At 37.4% G+C, this 19141-nt stretch carries 17 protein-coding genes; 7 read left to right on the forward strand and 10 right to left on the reverse strand.

Annotated features, from left to right (window positions below):
• The first annotated feature begins 45 nt into the window (after positions 1-45).
• The 5 genes from BN358_RS09990 to BN358_RS10010 all read left to right on the forward strand — a co-directional run bounded on the left by BN358_RS09990 (position 46) and on the right by BN358_RS10010 (position 4868).
• Positions 46-522 carry a TRAP transporter small permease gene (locus BN358_RS09990; protein WP_019229104.1) on the forward strand — a complete coding sequence of 159 codons (477 nt, stop codon included), beginning with the start codon at positions 46-48 and terminating at the stop codon, positions 520-522.
• The gene (locus tag BN358_RS09995; protein WP_019229105.1) at positions 522-1805 is read left to right on the forward strand and encodes a TRAP transporter large permease; all 1284 of its coding nucleotides are present in this window, start codon (positions 522-524) and stop codon (positions 1803-1805) included. Before BN358_RS09990 ends, BN358_RS09995 begins: the two co-directional genes overlap by 1 nt.
• A gap of 99 nt (positions 1806-1904) precedes the next feature.
• Positions 1905-2378, forward strand: coding sequence for a PPC domain-containing DNA-binding protein (locus tag BN358_RS10000; RefSeq protein WP_019229106.1), 474 nt, complete (start codon positions 1905-1907; stop codon positions 2376-2378).
• A 54-nt stretch (positions 2379-2432) separates the two neighbouring features.
• The gene (gene tdh, locus BN358_RS10005) at positions 2433-3464 is read left to right on the forward strand and encodes an L-threonine 3-dehydrogenase (RefSeq protein WP_019229107.1); all 1032 of its coding nucleotides are present in this window, start codon (positions 2433-2435) and stop codon (positions 3462-3464) included.
• Positions 3465-3821: 357 nt separating this feature from the next.
• A complete protein-coding gene (locus BN358_RS10010) occupies positions 3822-4868 on the forward strand; it encodes a DctP family TRAP transporter solute-binding subunit (protein WP_019229108.1) in 1047 nt (348 codons plus the stop codon).
• 192 nt (positions 4869-5060) lie between these two features.
• Here BN358_RS10010 and BN358_RS10015 read toward each other — a convergent pair whose 3' ends face one another.
• On the reverse strand, positions 5061-5513 hold the full coding sequence (locus tag BN358_RS10015; RefSeq protein WP_019229109.1) for a universal stress protein: 453 nt from the start codon (positions 5511-5513) through the stop codon (positions 5061-5063).
• Between the two features lie 35 nt (positions 5514-5548).
• Positions 5549-5989 (reverse strand): universal stress protein, encoded by a 441-nt coding sequence (locus BN358_RS10020; RefSeq protein WP_019229110.1) that lies wholly within the window; start codon positions 5987-5989, stop codon positions 5549-5551.
• 216 nt (positions 5990-6205) lie between these two features.
• On the opposite strand from BN358_RS10020, the gene BN358_RS10025 reads away from it, so the two are divergent.
• Together BN358_RS10025 and ligA are read left to right on the forward strand one after the other, a co-directional pair.
• Entirely contained in the window at positions 6206-8467 is a 2262-nt protein-coding gene (locus tag BN358_RS10025; protein WP_019229111.1) for an ATP-dependent helicase, read from the forward strand.
• 12 nt (positions 8468-8479) lie between these two features.
• Positions 8480-10456 carry an NAD-dependent DNA ligase LigA gene (gene ligA / locus BN358_RS10030; protein ID WP_019229112.1) on the forward strand — a complete coding sequence of 659 codons (1977 nt, stop codon included), beginning with the start codon at positions 8480-8482 and terminating at the stop codon, positions 10454-10456.
• Positions 10457-10513: 57 nt separating this feature from the next.
• On the opposite strand, the gene BN358_RS10035 is transcribed toward ligA, so the two are convergent.
• The 8 genes from BN358_RS10035 to BN358_RS10070 all read right to left on the reverse strand — a co-directional run bounded on the left by BN358_RS10035 (position 10514) and on the right by BN358_RS10070 (position 19123).
• Positions 10514-11479, reverse strand: a complete 966-nt coding sequence (locus BN358_RS10035) for an ABC transporter ATP-binding protein (protein ID WP_019229113.1) — start codon at positions 11477-11479, stop codon at positions 10514-10516.
• On the reverse strand, positions 11476-12504 hold the full coding sequence (locus BN358_RS10040) for an ABC transporter ATP-binding protein (protein WP_019229114.1): 1029 nt from the start codon (positions 12502-12504) through the stop codon (positions 11476-11478). Before BN358_RS10040 ends, BN358_RS10035 begins: the two co-directional genes overlap by 4 nt.
• Before the next feature lie 16 nt (positions 12505-12520).
• Positions 12521-13456 carry an ABC transporter permease gene (locus BN358_RS10045; RefSeq protein ID WP_019229115.1) on the reverse strand — a complete coding sequence of 312 codons (936 nt, stop codon included), beginning with the start codon at positions 13454-13456 and terminating at the stop codon, positions 12521-12523.
• Between the two features lie 7 nt (positions 13457-13463).
• Positions 13464-14384: an ABC transporter permease gene (locus tag BN358_RS10050; protein WP_019229116.1), complete on the reverse strand. Its 921-nt coding sequence runs from the start codon at positions 14382-14384 to the stop codon at positions 13464-13466.
• Between the two features lie 47 nt (positions 14385-14431).
• Positions 14432-15496, reverse strand: coding sequence for a Xaa-Pro peptidase family protein (locus BN358_RS10055; RefSeq protein WP_019229117.1), 1065 nt, complete (start codon positions 15494-15496; stop codon positions 14432-14434).
• 79 nt (positions 15497-15575) lie between these two features.
• Entirely contained in the window at positions 15576-17243 is a 1668-nt protein-coding gene (locus BN358_RS10060; RefSeq protein WP_019229118.1) for a peptide ABC transporter substrate-binding protein, read from the reverse strand.
• A gap of 362 nt (positions 17244-17605) precedes the next feature.
• Positions 17606-18559, reverse strand: a complete 954-nt coding sequence (locus BN358_RS10065) for a M48 family metallopeptidase (protein ID WP_019229119.1) — start codon at positions 18557-18559, stop codon at positions 17606-17608.
• A gap of 12 nt (positions 18560-18571) precedes the next feature.
• Positions 18572-19123: a LemA family protein gene (locus tag BN358_RS10070; RefSeq protein ID WP_019229120.1), complete on the reverse strand. Its 552-nt coding sequence runs from the start codon at positions 19121-19123 to the stop codon at positions 18572-18574.
• Positions 19124-19141: the final 18 nt, after the last annotated feature.

The following is a 19141-nucleotide window of genomic DNA, read 5'->3' on the forward strand; positions in this document are numbered from 1 at the left end:
AAAGGCTTAGAAAAAATTTTAACTTAAAGTAAAACGGAGGTAGCGATGAAAAAGTTTTTCGGTAATTTTGAGAATTACATCATGGCTTTTGGACTGACAGTAATGACCTTTATCACAGTAATAAATGTTATTTCAAGAAAGTTCCTGGGATTGTCAATGTCTTTCTTGGAAGAATTAACAACATCAATGTTTATACTGACCACATTGTTGGGAGCAGCCGCTGCAGCGAAAAGAGGCGGTCATTTAGGTTTAAGCGTATTAACTGACTTATTGCCAAAGAAATTTCAAAAGTATGTATCATTGGTTACTTGGGCAGTAGCAGCATTTTTTTCAATTTATTTAATTAAATATGGTTTAGTTATGGTTAAGGGTGAAATTGCTATGGGAATTACAACCCCTTCTCTTGGTTGGCCTGAATGGTGGTTCGGAATGTTTTTACCTATAGGCGGAATATTTATCTTGTTAAGATTTACAGAATGGACTATTAAAGCTTTTAAACAATCAGATAAGGAGGGAAAATAATGAATACAGCAGCATTATTATTTATTTCCTTTGCAGCATTGTTATTATTAAATGTACCTATAGCACTAAGTCTTGGTGCTTCATCTCTTATAGCCATGGTAGTAACTGGACTGCCTTTGGACATGTTTCCAATGCAAATATATGCTAACATAGGTAAGTTTACATTGTTGGCAATACCGTTTTTCATGCTTGCAGGAAATACAATGGAAAAAGCAGGTATATCAGATAAGCTGATCAATCTTGCCAATAAGTTTGTTGGACACAAAACAGGCGGACTGGCAATAGTAGGTGTTATAACTTCATGTTTCTTTGCAGCAATTTCAGGTTCCGGCCCGGCAACTGTTGCATCACTTGGAGTAATTATAATACCTGCAATGATAAATGCAGGTTATTCAAAAGGAATGTCTTCAGCATTAATGGCAACAGCAGGTGGTATAGGAGTTATTATTCCTCCGAGTATTCCATTTGTTGTATATGGTGCAATTGCCGGAGTATCAATAGGTAAAATATTCATGGCTGGTATTGTTCCGGGTCTATTGATGGGAACAGCCTTAGTTATTGCCAGCTTAATAATGGCAAAGAAAATGGATATTGAACCTGTTCCAAAGGCTTCAGCAAAAGAAAGATGGGAAGCTTTTAAAGATGCAATCTGGGGCTTAATGATGCCGGTTATAATTCTTGGCGGTATATACGGAGGATTCTTCACACCAACAGAAGCAGCTGCAGTTTCAGCAGTATACGGTATTTTGGTAGGTGTGTTTGTATACAGAAAAATTAAAGCAAAAGATTTATATGATTTGATGGTTGAATCTGCTATAGGTTCAGCAATAGTAATGTTTATAGTTGCTGCAGCAGGATTGTTTGCTTGGTTCTGCACAACAGAAGGAATTTCTGATATGGCAAGTGATTTATTATTGTCAGTATCAGGAAGCAAGTACATGTTCTTGTTCATAGTAAACATAATACTTTTAATAGCAGGATGTTTCTTGGATGCAACATCAGCACTTTATATATTTACACCTATAATGCTTCCGGTTGCAACTCAATTAGGCTATGATCCAATTGCGCTTGGTGTTGTTATGACAATGAACCTTGCAATAGGAATGATTACGCCTCCGGTAGGAGTTAACCTGTACGTAGCATGCGGAGTTTCAAAAATAAGTCTTGGACAAATATCAAAAGCAGTTGTTCCTTATTTAATAGCTTCTCTGATAGTGTTGTTCCTGATAACTTATGTACCGGATATTATCTTATGGTTACCAAATATGATGGGAATTAAATAAATCAATTTATTTTAATCCTGTAAATTTATTTAATAATGAATTTAAGAAGATGGATTATTTAATCCATCTTTATTTTATCAAAAAATGAGGAGATATATAATGAATGTAAGGGAACATACAAAAGAAGCTAATATTAAAAGAGTAATTGTGGGAAGAATTCCAAGGGGCGAAGACCTGCTTACAGGAATCAGAGAAATATGCGAAGAGTATGGAATAAAAAACGGATATATCACAGGACTTTTAGGAAGCCTTGACACAGGAAGATTCATTTATGCAATTCCAAATGAAGAAGGAAAAATAGGATTTGTATACAGTGATTCCGTAGATGTTGAAGGACCGTTGGAACTTTTGGCAGGTCAAGGTCTTATAGGAACTGAAGACAATGGAAATCTGTCAATTCATCTCCATATGCTTGTGAGCGACAAGTATATGAGAGTTTTTGGCGGCCATTTTGTAGACGGCGGAAATCGCGTTGCAGCTACTGCTGAAATAGTGATTCATGAAATTGAAAATGCAGAATATAAAAGAGAATTTGATAATCAAACCGGTTTTAAACTGTTTAAGATAAAATAATTAAGTTAAAACAACCAATGGGGCAGACTAAACTAATTTTTCAGGAGAAAAGAAATGAGAGCAGTGGTAAAAGAAAATGCTGGTATGGGCGCGGTTTTAAAAAATGTTGAAATGCCTGTGCTTGAAGAAGGCGAAGTATTAATAAAAATTAAAGCTGCAGCTATATGCGGCACAGATCAACACATCTATAACTGGAACAACTGGGCACAAAACAACAACATTACGCTTCCTACAATTTTGGGACATGAATGCAGCGCTGAAGTAGTTGAAGTAGGACCAGGGGTCAAGACGCTGGAAGTCGGAGATTATGTGGCATGTGATACACATATTCCATGTGGTCAGTGTTACCAGTGTAAAAATGGACAGCAGCACATATGCCAGAATTTGAAACTGTATGGAGTACACACAAATGGATGCTTTGCAGAATACTCAAAAATACCTGCAGTATGCGCTGTCAAAATTCCTGAAACAATAAGCCCAAATGTGGGGGCGGTTTTAGAACCTCTTGGAACAGCAGTAAGATCATGCGTAGAAGTTCAGGCTTCAGGAAAAAATATAGCAGTAATAGGATGCGGCCCCATAGGATTAATGGCTGTGAACACTGCCAAGGCATTTGGAGCAGCAAACATATATGCAATTGATATAAATGAATACAGACTTGGAATTGCAAAAGAATTAGGAGCAACAGAAGTAATAAATTCTTCATTGGTCAATTCTGCTGACAAACTTAAAGAACTTACAAACGAAGTAGGCGTTGATGCATTTATTGATGCTTCAGGAAGCACTGCAGCTATTCTTGACGGTTTTAAGGGGCTGAGAAAAGGCGGAATGGTTGCTTTGATAGGTTTGCCATCAAGACCTCTGGAAATTGACCTTGGTTCACAGGTTATATTTAAAGAAGCAACAATTATAGGAATACATGGAAGAAGAATGTTTGAAACATGGACTGTAATGTCTAATCTCCTTGACAAGGGCCTTTTGAATATTGATCCTGTTATAACTCATGTTTTGAAGCTTGAGGAATTTGAAGAAGGATTTGATATTTCTCAAAAAGGAATTGGCGGTAAGGTAATTTTGGTTCCATAATAATATTATTATTTCCATGCTGCAGCAAAATAAAGATTAAATAAATGCAATATGCTTAATATTTAAACAAAAATATGCTCAAAATTTTAGCACACTGCTAAAATTTTGAGCATTAAATTTATTTACGTTTAATCATATTTTAGAATTATGTTGAAATGAAAGGGTTTTCATAATTGGCACATATTTTGCAAACATTTTCTTAGTATGATTTATGCAATGATTATTCGTGATAAACTTGACTTTCACGAGAAAACGATTACAAAACCTAAGTTCAGAAAGGAGTATAATTAATCAATATCAACTGTTTTTATTTAACGAGATAATATTCTAAGAATATAACCTAGGGAGGATATGAAAATGAAAAAAATATTATCACTTATTATGGTAGCGGCTTTAGTTTTAAACATTGGATTAACAGGATGTTCATCAAAGACAGCAGAAAAACCTGCAGCAGAAACACCTGCAGCACAAGCACCGGCAGTTGAAAAACAAACTTTAAAAATGAGCGTTACAGCATCTGACACATCAACATGGGCAAAGGGTGCAGCAAAATTTGCAGAAATAGTTGCTGAAAAAACAAACGGACAAATTGAAATTAAAATTTACCCAAATGACCAGCTTTCAGGCGGCAACCAGAGCAAGGGTATAGAAATGCTTATGTCAGGTTCAACAGACTTAACATTCCACTCAAACATTATATATTCAGTAATGGACGAAAGATTTGGTGTTGTAAGTCTTCCTTTCTTAATTCCTGATGTTGAAACTGCAGACAAAATAATTGACGGAGCCGGCGGAGAAGCATTAAATAAAATATTGCTTGAAAAGAACATAGTTGGTCTTGGTTATGGACAAAATGGTTTCAGACAACTTACAAACAATGTTAGACCAGTTGTAACTCCTGAAGATATTGCTGGAATGAAAATCAGAATACCAGGAATTAAAATGTTCATATCTCTCTTTAAAGCATTGGGTGCTGACCCTATAACAATGAACTTTGGAGAAGTATTTACAGCATTGCAGCAAAATACTATAGACGGACAGGAAAATCCTCTTGATACAATTGCATCATCTAAAATCAATGAAGTACAGAAATACATGACAGTTTGGAACTATTCATACGACGTAATTATTCTTGGTATGAACAAGGATAAGTTTGAAAGTTTCGACCCTGCAACTCAACAGATATTACAAGATGCAGCAAAAGAAGCATGCTTGTATCAAAGACAAATAACAAGAGAATTAGATGCAGTTCATACAAAGAATTTCATTGACGGCGGTGTTCAGGTAAATGAACTTACTCCAGAACAAATGGGAGTGTTCAGGGACAAAGTTCAGTCAGTATATACTGAATATGAACCAATAATGGGTAAAGAACTCATGGATATTTTCAGACAAGCAAAATAAAATAACATAAAAATAAGTCCTGTTAAGGACTTATTTTTTCTATAATAGGAAGTAATTCCTATTATAGAAAAACGAGGATTGCAAAGGACGGGACGTCCTTGCCGTTAAGGGGGGTGCTCAGTAAAAATACGTTAGTATTTTTACGCCGAAGGGTGACATAGGTCCCCCTAGCGGAGTTGCGGAGCAACTTTTTTATACGTTAACCACCATTACAGGACAAGGTGAGGATGAAATTACCTTCTGAGTAACCGAGCCTACAAAAAAGCGCTCTACTTTTGAAAATCCTCTTCTTCCAATTACTATGAAGTCATATTTTTCTTCAGCCGCCAGCTTTACAATTTCTTCTGCAGGCACTCCCACTATAACCTTTTTATTTATCCTGAGATTTTCTGTGTCAATATTTCTTACTAGAATATCAAGCATTCTGCCTTCTTCAACAATCAATTGTTTCAGCATATTTTTGCGGTTTGCTATAAATGCATTTTCTACGGTCATTCCAAAATATGAATATTTGTCTTCTGTGGGAAGATTCACAACTGTTATGAAAGTAAGTTCTGCATCAAGTAATTTTCCCACGGATACTGCCTTTTCTGCTGCTTTTTTAGAAGCTTCAGAACCATCAATAGGTATTAATATTTTTTTCATACGATCCACCTTCCATTATTTATCATATATAAATGTTATTCATGAACTACAAGAACCGGGCAAACTGCATCTGACACTACTCTGTATGCCACGGAACCCAGAAAGAAACGTTTAACCTTTGTAAATCCCCTCTGACCGATTACAATCATGTCATAATTTCCTTCTTCAGCTTCTTTTAATATTTCTTCATAGGCAACTCCAGCAATTACTTTTTCACTTGTCTGAACATCGCTTAAATCCAGGCTGTTTATTACAGAATCCAGCATTTTCTTTTCGTTTTCTTTCAGTTTTTCTTTTAATTTTTTCATGTCAGGATCTATCAGCACTCCAAACTTGTTGTATTTTGATAAATCCGGTTCCAGTATTACAGTTATAAATGTTATGCTAGCACCAAATTGTCTGGCAATTTCAGCTGCCTTCACTGCCGCCTTCTGGGAAGCGGCTGAACCGTCCACAGGGACTAATATTTTTTTCATGGCTTCCTCCAATAAAAAGATTGCTTATTATACTTATACCGTAATTTATTTGTTGTAAACAAAATTGTTCTTAAAAAATACAAATTTTTATAATACCTTGTTCTAAACAACCGGGTTTTAGTGAATACAAATATTAACGGAAAAATTAATATATTGAGGAGGCAGGATGACTGTGATATAATTTATAGGCCAAGAGTTAAATATTGCGGAGGAAAAATGGAATTATTAAACACACTTAACGAAAAACAAAGAGAAGCTGCGGCGCATGACAAGGGTCCCATACTTGTAATAGCAGGTGCCGGAACAGGCAAGACAAGAGTTCTTACTCACAGAATTGCTAATTTAATAGGCACAAATAAGGCAATGCCCTGGGAAATTCTTGCCATTACGTTTACAAACAAGGCAGCAAATGAGATGAAGGAAAGAATATCACAACTCATTGATTATTCGGTTGATAAAATGTGGATTGGAACATTCCACTCTGTTTGCGTCCGCATATTAAGACGAGACATTGACAGAATAGGCTATGACAGAAATTTTATCATATACGACACCAGCGATCAGAAAACACTTATAAAAGACTGCATCAAGGAACTTGATCTTGATGTTAAAAAATATAATTCAAATGTTATTAAATCAATAATAAGCAACGAGAAAAACAACAGGGTAAATCCGGACAAGTTCACTTCTGAGCACTACGGCAGCTTTTATCATAGAAATGTGGGAGATGTATATGCTCTTTATGAAAAGAAGCTTAAATTAGCAAATGCCCTTGATTTTGACGACCTTTTAATAAAGGCCCTGGAACTTCTTGAAAGAGAGCAGGATGTAAGGGATTCTTATCAGGATAGGTTCAAGTACATCCTTGTGGACGAGTATCAGGATACAAACAACATTCAGTACAATCTTGTTAAAATATTGGGAAAGAAAAAAGGCGGCGAAAACAACGTGTTTGTGGTGGGAGATGACGACCAGTCCATTTACGGCTGGAGAGGCGCCGACATAACAAACATCCTGAACTTTGAAAATGATTTTGAAGGAGCCAAGACCGTAAAGCTTGAAAAGAATTACCGCTCTACAAATGTTATTCTAAGTGCTGCCAACGGAGTAATCAAGAACAACAGCCAGAGAAAGGGAAAAAATTTATATACGGATTTTCAGGATGGCAATTTAATAAGAATTTTTGAAATGGACAATGAAAAGGACGAAGCATTCACTGTTGCTTCTCTAATGAAAAAGGAAAACAGGGATAACCATGTTGAATATTCAGACATGGCTGTTCTATACAGGACAAATGCCCAGTCAAGAGCGCTGGAGGAAGGACTGATTCGGGAAGGAATTCCTTACAAAATTGTAGGCGGACAGAAGTTCTATGAAAGAAAAGAAATTAAGGATCTTGTGGCCTACCTAATGCTCATCTACAACCAGAAGGACGGACTTAGCCTTGACAGAATAATAAATGTGCCTAAGAGAAAAATAGGGGCCAGGACAATAGAAATATTGACAGAATGCGCCAATGAAAATGGCATATCAATGTTTGAGGCATGCTTTGAAGCCAGTGAGCTTGGTCTTACTCCATCAGCAGCAAAAAGCATTGGAGATTTTGTTTCCATGATGGAAATGCTCATGATTAAAAAGGATGTGATGCCTGTTTCAGAATTTATACAGGCAGTGTGGGAAGACACCGGGTATAAAAACATGCTTATGGAGGATGATACCATTGAAGGAAGAAGCCGTGTGGACAACGTGGATGAATTCCTTTCTGCAGCAAAGGATTTTGAGGAAAGATACGAGGAAAACACCCTTGAGGATTTCCTTGCCCACATTTCACTTCTTGCAGATGTAGATAAAACCGAGGAAAAAGTTGACTGTGTAACGCTCATGACAGTCCATGCTGCCAAGGGTCTTGAATATGATACTGTGTTCATAACAGGCCTTGAGGAAGGAATATTCCCCATAATCCATCAGGACGAAGAAAGCGACGATGATATTGAAGAAGAAAGAAGACTATTCTATGTGGCAATAACCAGGGCCAAAAGAATGCTTTACATCACTCATGCCAATGACAGAATGCGTTTTGGAAATCATGAGATGAAATCAAAGTCAAGATTTCTGAAGGAAATACCTAAAGAGTGTATAGAGGAAGAAAATCCTCTTGCATTTGCTGCAAAGAAATTGGAAATGATGGATGAAGCATTCGGCGGCTTTAGAAGCTCCGATGGCAGCACCAGGAAAAAACCGTCGTTTGTGAAGGACACGTTCTTCAAGGGAAGCTCAACCTATGGGGAAGATAAAAAGCCACGTCTTAAGTCTGACAGCATAGAGGCAGGGGACAGAATAATGCATAAGGCATGGGGAGAAGGAACTGTAGTACAGTTAAAAAAAGACGGCAGCACGACAATAGCTGTCATTGCATTTGAAAACAAAGGAATAAAAAATGTCATTTTAGGCTATGCTCCAATTGAGAAAATACAGTGATGAAGGTGCAATATGGATAAGCTTCAATTAATGAAAGAAAAAATAGAGATTTTAAACAAGGCAAGCAAATCATATTACCAGGAAAACAGAGAAATAATGTCCAACCTGGAATACGACAAGCTTTATGACGAGCTTGAACAGCTGGAAAAACAAACAGGTACCGTGCTGTCCAACAGCCCCACAATTCATGTTGGATATGAGCTTTTATCAAACCTTCCCAAGGAACGCCACGATAAGCCAATGCTTTCCCTTGATAAAACAAAGGAAGTTTCTGCGTTGAAAGACTGGCTGGGACAAAATGAAGGGATGCTTTCATGGAAGCTAGACGGCCTTACAATAGTGCTCACATACGAAAACGGCAGCCTTATAAAGGCAGTTACAAGAGGAAACGGAGAAATAGGCGAAGTCATAACAAACAATGCCAAGGTATTTGTAAATTTGCCTGTGGTTATACCTCATAAAAAAACGCTCATATTGCGCGGTGAAGCAGTTATAAGCTACAGCGACTTTGAAAAAATCAACAGTGAAATCCCGGATGCAGATGCAAAGTACAAAAATCCGAGAAATCTTTGCAGCGGCTCTGTGAGACAGCTCAACAACAAAATCACAGCTGAAAGGAATGTGCGTTTTTATGCATTTTCCCTTGTAAGGGCTGAAGGCGAGGAATTTTTAAACTCAAGGATACAGCAGGTTGAGTGGTTGAAAAACCAGGGATTTGGAACAGTGGAATACAAGAAAGTGAATGGGGATAGCATTGAAGAGGCTGTAAGGTGGTTTGCGGAAAATGTGACTGAGAATGGTCTTCCATCTGATGGATTGGTTTTAACATATGACAACATTGCATACGGGGAATCTCTGGGGGCAACTGCCAAATTTCCAAGGGATTCAATTGCATTTAAATGGCGTGATGAAATCAAAGAAACAAAACTGCTTGAAATTGAGTGGAGTGCTTCAAGAACAGGGCTTATAAACCCAATAGCTGTGTTTGAGCCTGTGGAGCTTGAAGGAACAACCGTGAGCCGTGCCAGCGTTCACAACCTAAGCATTATGGAAAATCTTGATCTTGGCATAGGCGATACCATAACAGTTTACAAGGCAAACATGATAATTCCACAGATTTCTGACAACATCACAAGAAGCGGTAATATTTGTATACCGGACAGCTGTCCTATTTGCGGTGGAGAAACAAGGATTAAAAATGACAATGACATAAAAACCCTTTACTGTATGAATGATGATTGTCTTGCAAAGCAAATAAAATCTTTCACTCATTTTGTAAGCAGAGATGCCATAAACATAGAAGGTTTGTCGGAAGCAACTCTGGAAAAGCTCATAGCAAAAGGGCTTATAAAGGAACTTGCAGACATTTTCCATGTGGAAAAATTCAGAGATGAAATTGTGGAAATGGAAGGTTTTGGGGAAAAATCATTTAGAAACCTTTCTGCAAGCGTAAAAAAAGCAAGAAAGACAACGGCAGCAAGACTTCTTTACAGCCTTGGCATACCAAACGTTGGACTTTCAAATGCAAAACTCATAAGCAAAAAATTCGGCAACAACTGGAGCAAAATTCAAAATGCATCATTTGAAGACCTGATTGAAATCGGCGGAATCGGGGATGTAATGGCAGGTAATTATGTAAAGTTTTTCAATGATGATAAAAGAAAAGTCGTAGTTGAAGATCTCTTACGGGAAGTGGAGCTTGAAGAAGCTGAAGAAAACAATGAACCTCAGGTTTTTGAAAATATTAATTTTGTAATAACAGGCTCTGTGGAACTGTTTAAAAACAGGGACGAACTTAAGGAAGAAATTGAAAAAAGGGGAGGAAAGGTCACAGGAAGCGTAACAAGCAAGACGAATTTTCTTATAAATAACGACAACCTTTCCAATTCATCAAAAAATAAAAAAGCAAAAGAGCTTGGAATTAAAATAATCACAGAAATACAGTTTGTTGAGTGGCTCAACAACGGTAGTACCGGAATAAATGCATAGAAATATAAAAAAGCTTTATGAATTTCATAAAGCTTTTTTTAAATGAAAGATGCTGAATTAAATCATATGACATGCAACTTTATGAAAATTGCCATAGGATTTGAGAGGAGGGATTGATTCACGGCATATAGATTTTGCATTTGGGCATCTTTCAGCAAATCTGCAGCATTCCTGTGGATTTATGGGGCTTGGTATTTCTCCCTTAAGCATAATCCTTTGCTTGTTCTTGGCTATATTGGGGTCTGCTTCAGGTATTGCAGACAACAGTGCCTTTGTGTAGGGATGAATAGGGTTCTTATAAAGCTCCACAGCATCTGCCTGCTCTACGATCATCCCCAGATACATAACAATTACCTTGTCTGAAATGTATTTGACTACGCTTAAATCATGGGCTATGAAAAGGAATGTAAGTCCTCTGTCCTTCTGCAGTTTCTTAAGCATATTTAACACCTGAGCCTGAATTGACACATCAAGAGCGGATATGGGCTCATCGCATACTATGAATTTCGGGTTTACAGACAATGCTCTTGCAATGCCTATGCGCTGTCTTTGTCCTCCTGAAAATTCATGAGGAAACCTGGACATGTGGTCTCTGTTAAGTCCTACAGCCTTTAAAAGACTTTCTATTTTAACATCCAGTTCTTTGTCGGATATTTTTTCATGAAGCTTTATTCCTTCACCAACAATGTCCTTAACGGTCATTCTGGGGTTTAATGATGAATATGGATTTTGAAATATCATTTGCGTATTTTTGCAGTATTCAAGATTTTGTTCATTGCTTTTGACATCAAATATGTCTTTTCCGTTGTAAAGTACAGTGCCCTTAGTTGGCTCATAAAGCTTTACCAGGCATCTGCCCGTTGTAGATTTTCCGCATCCAGATTCTCCCACCAGACCAACTGTTTCTCCTTCATAAATATCAAAAGACACATCTTCAACAGCTTTTAATGTTTCTTTCTTGTTTAATTGAAAATACTTGCTTAAGTTTTGCACCTGAATGAGAGGTTGTTTTTCTACTGTCATTGCATCACCTCATTTTTCAATTTTTTCTTGCAAGGTAAATCTATAGCTTTTGCATATTCATGCTGCAGCCAGCACATGGTTCTGTGGTTGTCTGTTAATTGGTATTCAGGCGGCATTGCTTCATAGCATATTTCCATAGCATATTCACATCTTGCAGCAAATGGACATCCGACAGGAGGTGAAAACAAGTCAGGAGGAGTGCCTTCAATTGGTTCCAGCTCTTCATCTTTTTCTGTTTCAAGACTTGCAATTGAGCCAAGTAGTCCTGATGTATAAGGATGCTTTGTGTTGTAGAATATATCATCAACCATACCCCTTTCAACAATCTTGCCACCGTACATGACAAGCACTCTGTCGCACATTTTAGCTATTACTCCCAAGTCGTGAGTTATAAGGATTATTGATGTATTTAACTTTTTTTGCAAGTCTCTTAGCAAGTCAAGAATTTGCGCTTCTATGGTTACATCAAGTGAAGTGGTTGGTTCATCGGCAATGATGATGCTTGGGTTGCCTACAAGGGCTATTGCAATCATGACCCTTTGTTTCATACCTCCGCTCAGTTCATGGGGATATTGATTGTATCTTCTTTCCCCATCTGAAATACCCACCAGCTTCAATATTTCCAATGCTTTTTCTTTCAATTCCTTTTTGTTGTACAAATTCCTTTGAACAAATATTTCTTCTATTTGCTTACCGATTTTCATGGTTGGATTTAATGATGTCATGGGGTCCTGAAATATGAAACCTATTTCCACACCTCTAATTTTTCTCATTTCCTTATCTGTCATGGTTGTTATTTCAGTTCCCTTGTATTGTATGGAACCGGTCTCGAAAAATCCAGGCGGTTCTGGATTAAGTCTTACCAAACATTGTGCAGTCACGCTTTTTCCGCAGCCTGATTCGCCGACAATTCCAATAATCTCGCCTTCGTTTACATCAAAGCTCACACCTCTTACTGCCTTTACAACTCCGCCGTATGTGCAGAAAGAAAAACTTAAATCTTTTACTTCCAATATTTTTTCCATTTTATCACTTCCTTTTCTACTCTGTGCCTCTGAGCCTTGGGTCTAGTGCATCTCTTAGCCCATCACCCAAGAGATTTAAAGCAAGCATGGTTGTACAAATGAAAAATGATGGTATAAAAAGCTGGTAAGGATATATTCTAAGCATTTTAACACCTGATTTGGCAAGAATTCCCCAGCTGCATTCAGGAGGGGCAATTCCAAGACCTATGTAGCTTAAAAATGCTTCATTGAATATTGCTTTTGGAACTGCCATTGTAAGGTTTGTAATTATTAATCCCATCACATTTGGAATTATGTGCTTCACAATAATAGTAAAGTCGTTTACCCCAAGGACCTTTGCTGCTGCAATGAAATCCTGTTCCTTTAGCCTCAGCACCTCACCTCTGACAAATCTGGCTGTTCCTATCCATCCAACTATGACCATTGCAACAATCAACGACGTTATCCCTGTTCCCAGCACAACCATTACAAGTATTGCTACAATAAGGTAGGGGATACCGTATAAAATGTCTATTATTCTCATGAGAACAGAATCAAGTGTTCCTCCATAATATCCGGATATACCGCCTACCAGTCCTCCTATTACTGTGTTAAGTATTGTGGAAATAAAACCTATTGCCAGGGATACTCTCGCGCCCCTCCATACTCTTGTCCACAAGTCTCTGCCTAGCTCATCTGTGCCAAACCAGTGGGATGAAGAAATAAATTGATTCATTCGCGACGAATCTATGTCGTTGTAACCATATTGGCTGATTATGGGCCCTAATATTGCCAGCACAACGTATATTATAAGTATTATCAAGCCGGAAAATGCCACCTTGTTTTTCTTTATTCGCCTCCAGGCATCTTTCCAATATGTAAGATTAGGCCTTGTGATGGATTCCATTTTTTCCGAATTTTTCCCTACAGTTATAAACTGCGACCTATCAACTGATGATTTAATGTCTTCCATGCTGCACCTACCTTCCTGAAACCCTAATTCTAGGATCTATTACACCATATAGTATATCGACTATCATATTTGCCAGAACGAGGAAAGCACCGTAAAAAATTGTCATTCCAAGTATCAGTGAATAATCAAGATTCTGAACGCTTTGAACATAATATTTCCCCATTCCCGGTATAGCATAAATTGATTCGATTACAAATGTTCCCGTCAGTACGCTTGCCACAGTGGGACCAAGAACAGTTACAACGGGCATGATTGCATTTCTTATTTGATGTTTGTATGTTATTCTGAATTTGGATATTCCCTTTGACTTTGCAGTCTTTATGTAATCCTGCTGAACAACTTCAAGCATACTTGCTCTCATAAGCCTGGAAACCATGGCCATTGTATAAAAACCAAGAGCTATTGACGGCAATATTGTGTGCTTGATTCCCTGGTATTGTGCAACGGGAAACAGCCCCCATTTTATGCCGAAAAAATATTGCAGCAGCGCTCCTATTATAAAATCAGGAACAGAAGTGCCTATTATTGCAATTATTACACATACATAATCAAGCTGCTTTCCCCTGTACAGGGCTGCAATAATTCCAAAAACAAGGCCCAGAGAAATGGACAAAGACAATGCTCTCATTCCTAAATCAAATGAGTAGGGAAACGAGTCAGCAATAATTTTATTTACAGACTGGTTCACATATTTCATTGAATATCCAAAGTCACCTTTCACGATGTTTTTCATGTAAGTAAAATACTGCTCAATCAGCGGCTTATCAAAACCATAGTAACTTTCAATGTTTGCTTTTATTTCTGGCGTCATTTTGTCGCTTGAGAAAGGGTCTCCAGGCATTAATCTCACCAGAATGAATACAATTGTTGCCAGCACCCATATTGTAACAAAAGAAATTATCACTCTTTTAAAAATATATTTACGCACATAATCACCTCTTTTTAATATTTCATGTTCCGGAATTAAATAATAGTTTAAAGTTCTATAAGGTCTCTCACGGAGCTTGTCAGCACTTCATTGCCATCACTGGTAATCAGCACCTGGTCTTCTATTCTTACTCCGCCCCAGTCAGGTATATAAATTCCGGGTTCGATGGTTATTACGTTATTTTCTTTTAATATTTCATTTGAACGAGGACCCATAAAGGGTATTTCATGGACAAACAAACCTATGCCATGACCTATTCCACTGTAGTGGTACTTGAAATATTCCGTGTCTTTTATTGCTTTTATTGAAGCATTGTACACATCAGTTGCCGGCGTTCCTGCTTTCATCATTGCTGTTGAATCTTCAAGCATTTTCTTTTCTAAAGCATAAACTTCTTTTTGCCTGTCCGTAGCTTTTCCTACAACCACGGTCCTTGTCATATCTGAAAGATATCCTTTGTAGCCGCAGCCGTAATCCATAAGAACGAAGTCACCGTATTCAATTGTTTTGTTTGAAGGAATTCCATGAAGTAAGGACGTCCTCTTTCCTGAAATCAATATGTTGCCGTAAGGCTTTGTGTCGGCTCCTTCCATAACCATGTAATGGGATAGATTTGATGCCAATTCTTTTTCTGTTACTCCAACCCTAATGTCTTTTATGATTCTTTCAAAAGCTCTGTCTGCAATCTGGCAGGCAGCACGGAGATTGTGAATTTCTTCAGGAGATTTAATTGATCTGAAACTTTCTATTACTCCGTTCAAGGCAACTGCTTCTGCTCTGTTTTCAAATGTAAGTTCTTTGTATATGTTGTATGTTACAAAATCTCCTTCAAATCCAAAGGTCTTTACTGATGTTTTTTCTATTGTTGATTTAATGGCTGAAGACAATGTTTTTCCATGCTCTCTCCAGTTTACTATTGTATAATCCGGACATTCCTGCTGGGCTTGTTCGGTATATCTTGGGTCTGTTATAAAGAATTTTTCCGTATCTGTGATGAACAAATATGAATCTTCACCGGTATAACCGCTTATATATCTGACATTTTGAGGCCGTGCTATAAAAAAGCCTCCAATTTTGTTTTCGTTTAAATAACTGATCAGTTTTTCAATCATTTTTTCCCCTCAATTATATTCAATATTTAAAAATTAAAGATGATTCACATAGAATCATCTTCAATTATTTCAACTCAAATTATTCTGCAATATCAGCATACATGTAGTCATAGTTAATGCCTACAAAGTATGTTTCAAAACCTTTAACATTTGGATTTAAAAGCATTGCGTTTCTTCTAAGCTGAAGAGGAACGATTCCGCCGTCTTCAAGCAATGTTTTTTCAGCATTAAACAAGGCTTCCATTCTTTTTACAGGATCCGTGTTTGTCAAGGCATCTTTTATGTATCCGTCATAAACATCACTGCTGTATGATCCATGATTGTATGGAGAACCTGTAGGCCACAATTCAAGGTATGACATTGGGTCAGGATAATCCGGAACCCACCCTGTAACAACCATTTCAAATTCATGATCTGATTCCATCTGTAGTCTTTGTTTGTAAGGAACCTGTCTTATTGTAACTGTTATTCCAAGAGCTGTTTGAATCTGATTTTGCAATACTTCAGCTTCAATACGAGTACGTTCTGCGTCAGTAGTCAAAAGTTCAACATCTATTGATGCAGGATCCGTAACTCCCAGTGCTTCCATGGCTTTTGCCAGGTGTTCTTTCGCTTTTGCAGCATCGCCCTTCAGAGGGAATGCTTCATATGGGTATTCATCACCATAATCGCCGTTGACACCTTTAACCTGCGGCAGCACATACCTTGTGTTTGGCTGATATAGATTTTGGCTGCTTAACAATATATAATCTTCACGGTTCAATGCATAGTTTATGGCAAGTCTTAAATCCTTGTTGCTCAATTCACAGCTTCCGTCCATGTTCAGCTTCATGAAGTCGTTGGCTCCGTCATTGTAATATATTACTTTATCCTTGTAATTTTCAAGTACTTCTGCTGGAACATTGACCTGGTCAAGTTCACCCTGCTCAAACATGGCAACTGCAGTCATAGGATCTGCAACTGTAAGAATATCAACTTCATCAAGTTTTATTTCACCGGCATTCCAATAATTTGGATTTTTTTCAAGTATTATTCTGTCTTCATGCTTCCATTCCTTTACAATGAACGGACCGCTGTATACATTTTTATCGGCATCAGCTGAAAAATCTTTTCCATACTTTTCAACAAGGTCCTGTCTTACAGGGCACAGCTGAGACATTGAAAGCATACTCAGGAAATAACCTGTAGGATTATTAAGTTCGATTGTTAATGTCTTGTCGTCTACAGCTTTAACACCCAGTTCTTCTACAGCCATTTTGCCTGCGTTTATATCTCCTGCGTTTTTAATTAATGAAGTAACTAAAAATGAGTAATCACTTGCAGTGGCAGGATCTACCAGTCTTCTCATAGCATATTCATAATCTTGAGCTTTTATTTCAACACTGTCGCTCCATTTGGCGTCTCTTAAATGAAATGTATAAGTCTTGCCGTCTTCTGAAATTTCATAGCTTTCAGCCATACCTGGTTGTATTTCACCAATATGATTTCTCATTAAGCCTTCATAAATGTGAAAGCCCACAGTCGAGCTAGGTATGGAATTCATTAGCTGCGGATCTAATGTAGGAGCGTCAGCAAGCAGTGAGTATCTCAGTACTTTCTTGTCAGGAGCAGTTTCTGCTGGTGTTTCTGCAGCAGCGTCTGTCGTCTTAGCTGGTTCCTGATTTTGTCCTGGTGTAGAACATGCAGCCATTCCTAAACACATAGCAATTGCTAAAAACATTGATATTACTTTCTTTAATTTTAACATTTCCCCTCCATAAAATAATTATATTTCAATAAGTTAACTTATTGAGTTGTTAAAACATAACAAAAGCTAAATTTCTTACCTCCTAACTTGTCTTATTATGTTTTTGGTTATTGCATAAACAATGCCATTAAGTATAATTTTATAAAAATAAGGTATTTCATAGAAAGACTGGTGTTTTAATTGGCATACACTTAGAATGGTTTTATAATCAAATGCAGGCATAAGTTTAATAATTTTACATTAATTGGAGTGAATGAACAAAATGACAAATTTATTGACATAATGTGTAATTAAATCTGTCATATGTAAAATAATTTAGCAATAAAAAAGCCCCTATTAAAGGGGCGAATTAAATCTGTTTATCAATACATGTTTCTTAAGAGCCTAATTCTTTCTTCAATAGGTGGATGTGTTGAGAACAGCGATGCTAAACTGTGCTTAGGGTTGAAAATATAAATTGCAAGCATTTCATCTCCTCCAAGATCTTCAACCTGCTCTTTTGAATAATCGGTTGAACTTCCGGAAATTTTCTCAAGAGCATCTGCAAGCCCTTCTGAGTATCCGCATAGCCTTACGGCGTTTGCATCGGCAATGTACTCACGTTTTCTGGATATGGCAAGGTTTATGAGCTGTGCCAGCAGCCTGATTACAAATGAAAGAACAAATCCCGCAAGAGCAATCACGGCAAAAGCTGCAGCTGCATTTCCGCTACCGGAGTCTCTGTTTGAACGCCTTCCTCTTCCGCCGAAAAACATGTTGTACCTAGCCATTCTGAATAGTATTCCTCCAAGAATTATGGCGGCACTCATCAAATAAATGGATACGGTTGAAACAAGTATGTCCCTTTGAATTATGTGGGACATTTCGTGAGCAAGAACACCTTCCATTTCAGGTTCATCAAGTATATCAATGAGACCTGTTGTAACTCCAATATAAGAATTTTCAAGTTTCAATCCAGCCGCAAATGCATTTGGTGTGCTTGTTGGTATGATATAAACCTTGGGAGGATTTTTAAGCCCTGCAGCCAGTGACAATCCTTCAACAATATTTGCAACTCTTCTTTCTCCTGGATTTGAAGTGTCTATTTCCTTCCAGTTTGTTCGTGAACCGATCATTTTAGAGCCCGTGAGTATTTGTATAGGAAGAAGCACCAAAATAATAAATGCAGCAATTCCTGCTCCAAGAACCACATTGTCTGCATAGTAACCTATGGAAAGGGACAGTATGATTATGAGCACAATGTAAAAAATAATCAGCAATGCTGTCTTTACTTGGTTGCTACGAACCTGTTCATGAATAACTACATGATTTTCCAACGTTTATCTCCTTTATAACTTGCTTATTCTTATGTTGTCAGAGTATTCTCTTTCTTCTTCGGTTATTTCATAAGTGTTTTCTTTTGTGAATCCAAGCATTCCTGCAAATAATGATGACGGGAATGTTTGTATTGCAGTGTTGTAGTCAACAACTGCAGTGTTGTACCTTGTGCGTGCATATGCTATTTTGTCTTCAACATTTTTTACATCGTCCATGAGGTGAAGAAATGATTCGTTTGATTTTAGCTCAGGATAGCTTTCTGAAATGGCCATAATAGAAGGCATCATTTTTGAAATGCTGTCATTTGCAGCCATAACCTCGTCCTTAGACCCTGACATTATCTTTGCTCTCATACCGATTATTTTCTCCAAAGTTTCACTTTCATACTTTGTCTGCATCTTTATGGTATCAACCAGATTTGTGAGAATGTTTGTTTTTCTTTTAAGCTGGACGTCAATGGATGCCCATGCTTCAGTTATGTAATTTTTCTTTCTTATAAGGCCGTTGTACATGAGAATCAACCAAACAGCCAGTATAACTACAATTCCTATGAATATTTCCATTTTTACTACCTCCGTTTT

This window comes from Sedimentibacter sp. B4, assembly GCF_000309315.1.
Taxonomy (GTDB): domain Bacteria; phylum Bacillota; class Clostridia; order Tissierellales; family Sedimentibacteraceae; genus Sedimentibacter; species Sedimentibacter saalensis.

Bases quoted from the DNA above. Each gene is read 5' to 3' on its own strand.
- BN358_RS10000 (WP_019229106.1), top strand. From the start codon at position 1,905: ATGAATGTAAGGGAACATACAAAAGAAGCTAATATTAAAAGAGTAATT.
- BN358_RS10070 (WP_019229120.1), bottom strand. From the start codon at position 19,123: ATGGAAATATTCATAGGAATTGTAGTTATACTGGCTGTTTGGTTGATT.
- BN358_RS10010 (WP_019229108.1), top strand. From the start codon at position 3,822: ATGAAAAAAATATTATCACTTATTATGGTAGCGGCTTTAGTTTTAAAC.
- ligA (WP_019229112.1), top strand. From the start codon at position 8,480: ATGGATAAGCTTCAATTAATGAAAGAAAAAATAGAGATTTTAAACAAG.
- BN358_RS10040 (WP_019229114.1), bottom strand. From the start codon at position 12,504: ATGGAAAAAATATTGGAAGTAAAAGATTTAAGTTTTTCTTTCTGCACA.
- BN358_RS10055 (WP_019229117.1), bottom strand. From the start codon at position 15,496: ATGATTGAAAAACTGATCAGTTATTTAAACGAAAACAAAATTGGAGGC.
- BN358_RS10025 (WP_019229111.1), top strand. From the start codon at position 6,206: ATGGAATTATTAAACACACTTAACGAAAAACAAAGAGAAGCTGCGGCG.
- BN358_RS10015 (WP_019229109.1), bottom strand. From the start codon at position 5,513: ATGAAAAAAATATTAATACCTATTGATGGTTCTGAAGCTTCTAAAAAA.
- BN358_RS10045 (WP_019229115.1), bottom strand. From the start codon at position 13,456: ATGGAAGACATTAAATCATCAGTTGATAGGTCGCAGTTTATAACTGTA.
- BN358_RS09990 (WP_019229104.1), top strand. From the start codon at position 46: ATGAAAAAGTTTTTCGGTAATTTTGAGAATTACATCATGGCTTTTGGA.
- BN358_RS10035 (WP_019229113.1), bottom strand. From the start codon at position 11,479: ATGACAGTAGAAAAACAACCTCTCATTCAGGTGCAAAACTTAAGCAAG.
- BN358_RS10060 (WP_019229118.1), bottom strand. From the start codon at position 17,243: ATGTTAAAATTAAAGAAAGTAATATCAATGTTTTTAGCAATTGCTATG.
- BN358_RS10020 (WP_019229110.1), bottom strand. From the start codon at position 5,989: ATGAAAAAAATATTAGTCCCTGTGGACGGTTCAGCCGCTTCCCAGAAG.
- tdh (WP_019229107.1), top strand. From the start codon at position 2,433: ATGAGAGCAGTGGTAAAAGAAAATGCTGGTATGGGCGCGGTTTTAAAA.
- BN358_RS09995 (WP_019229105.1), top strand. From the start codon at position 522: ATGAATACAGCAGCATTATTATTTATTTCCTTTGCAGCATTGTTATTA.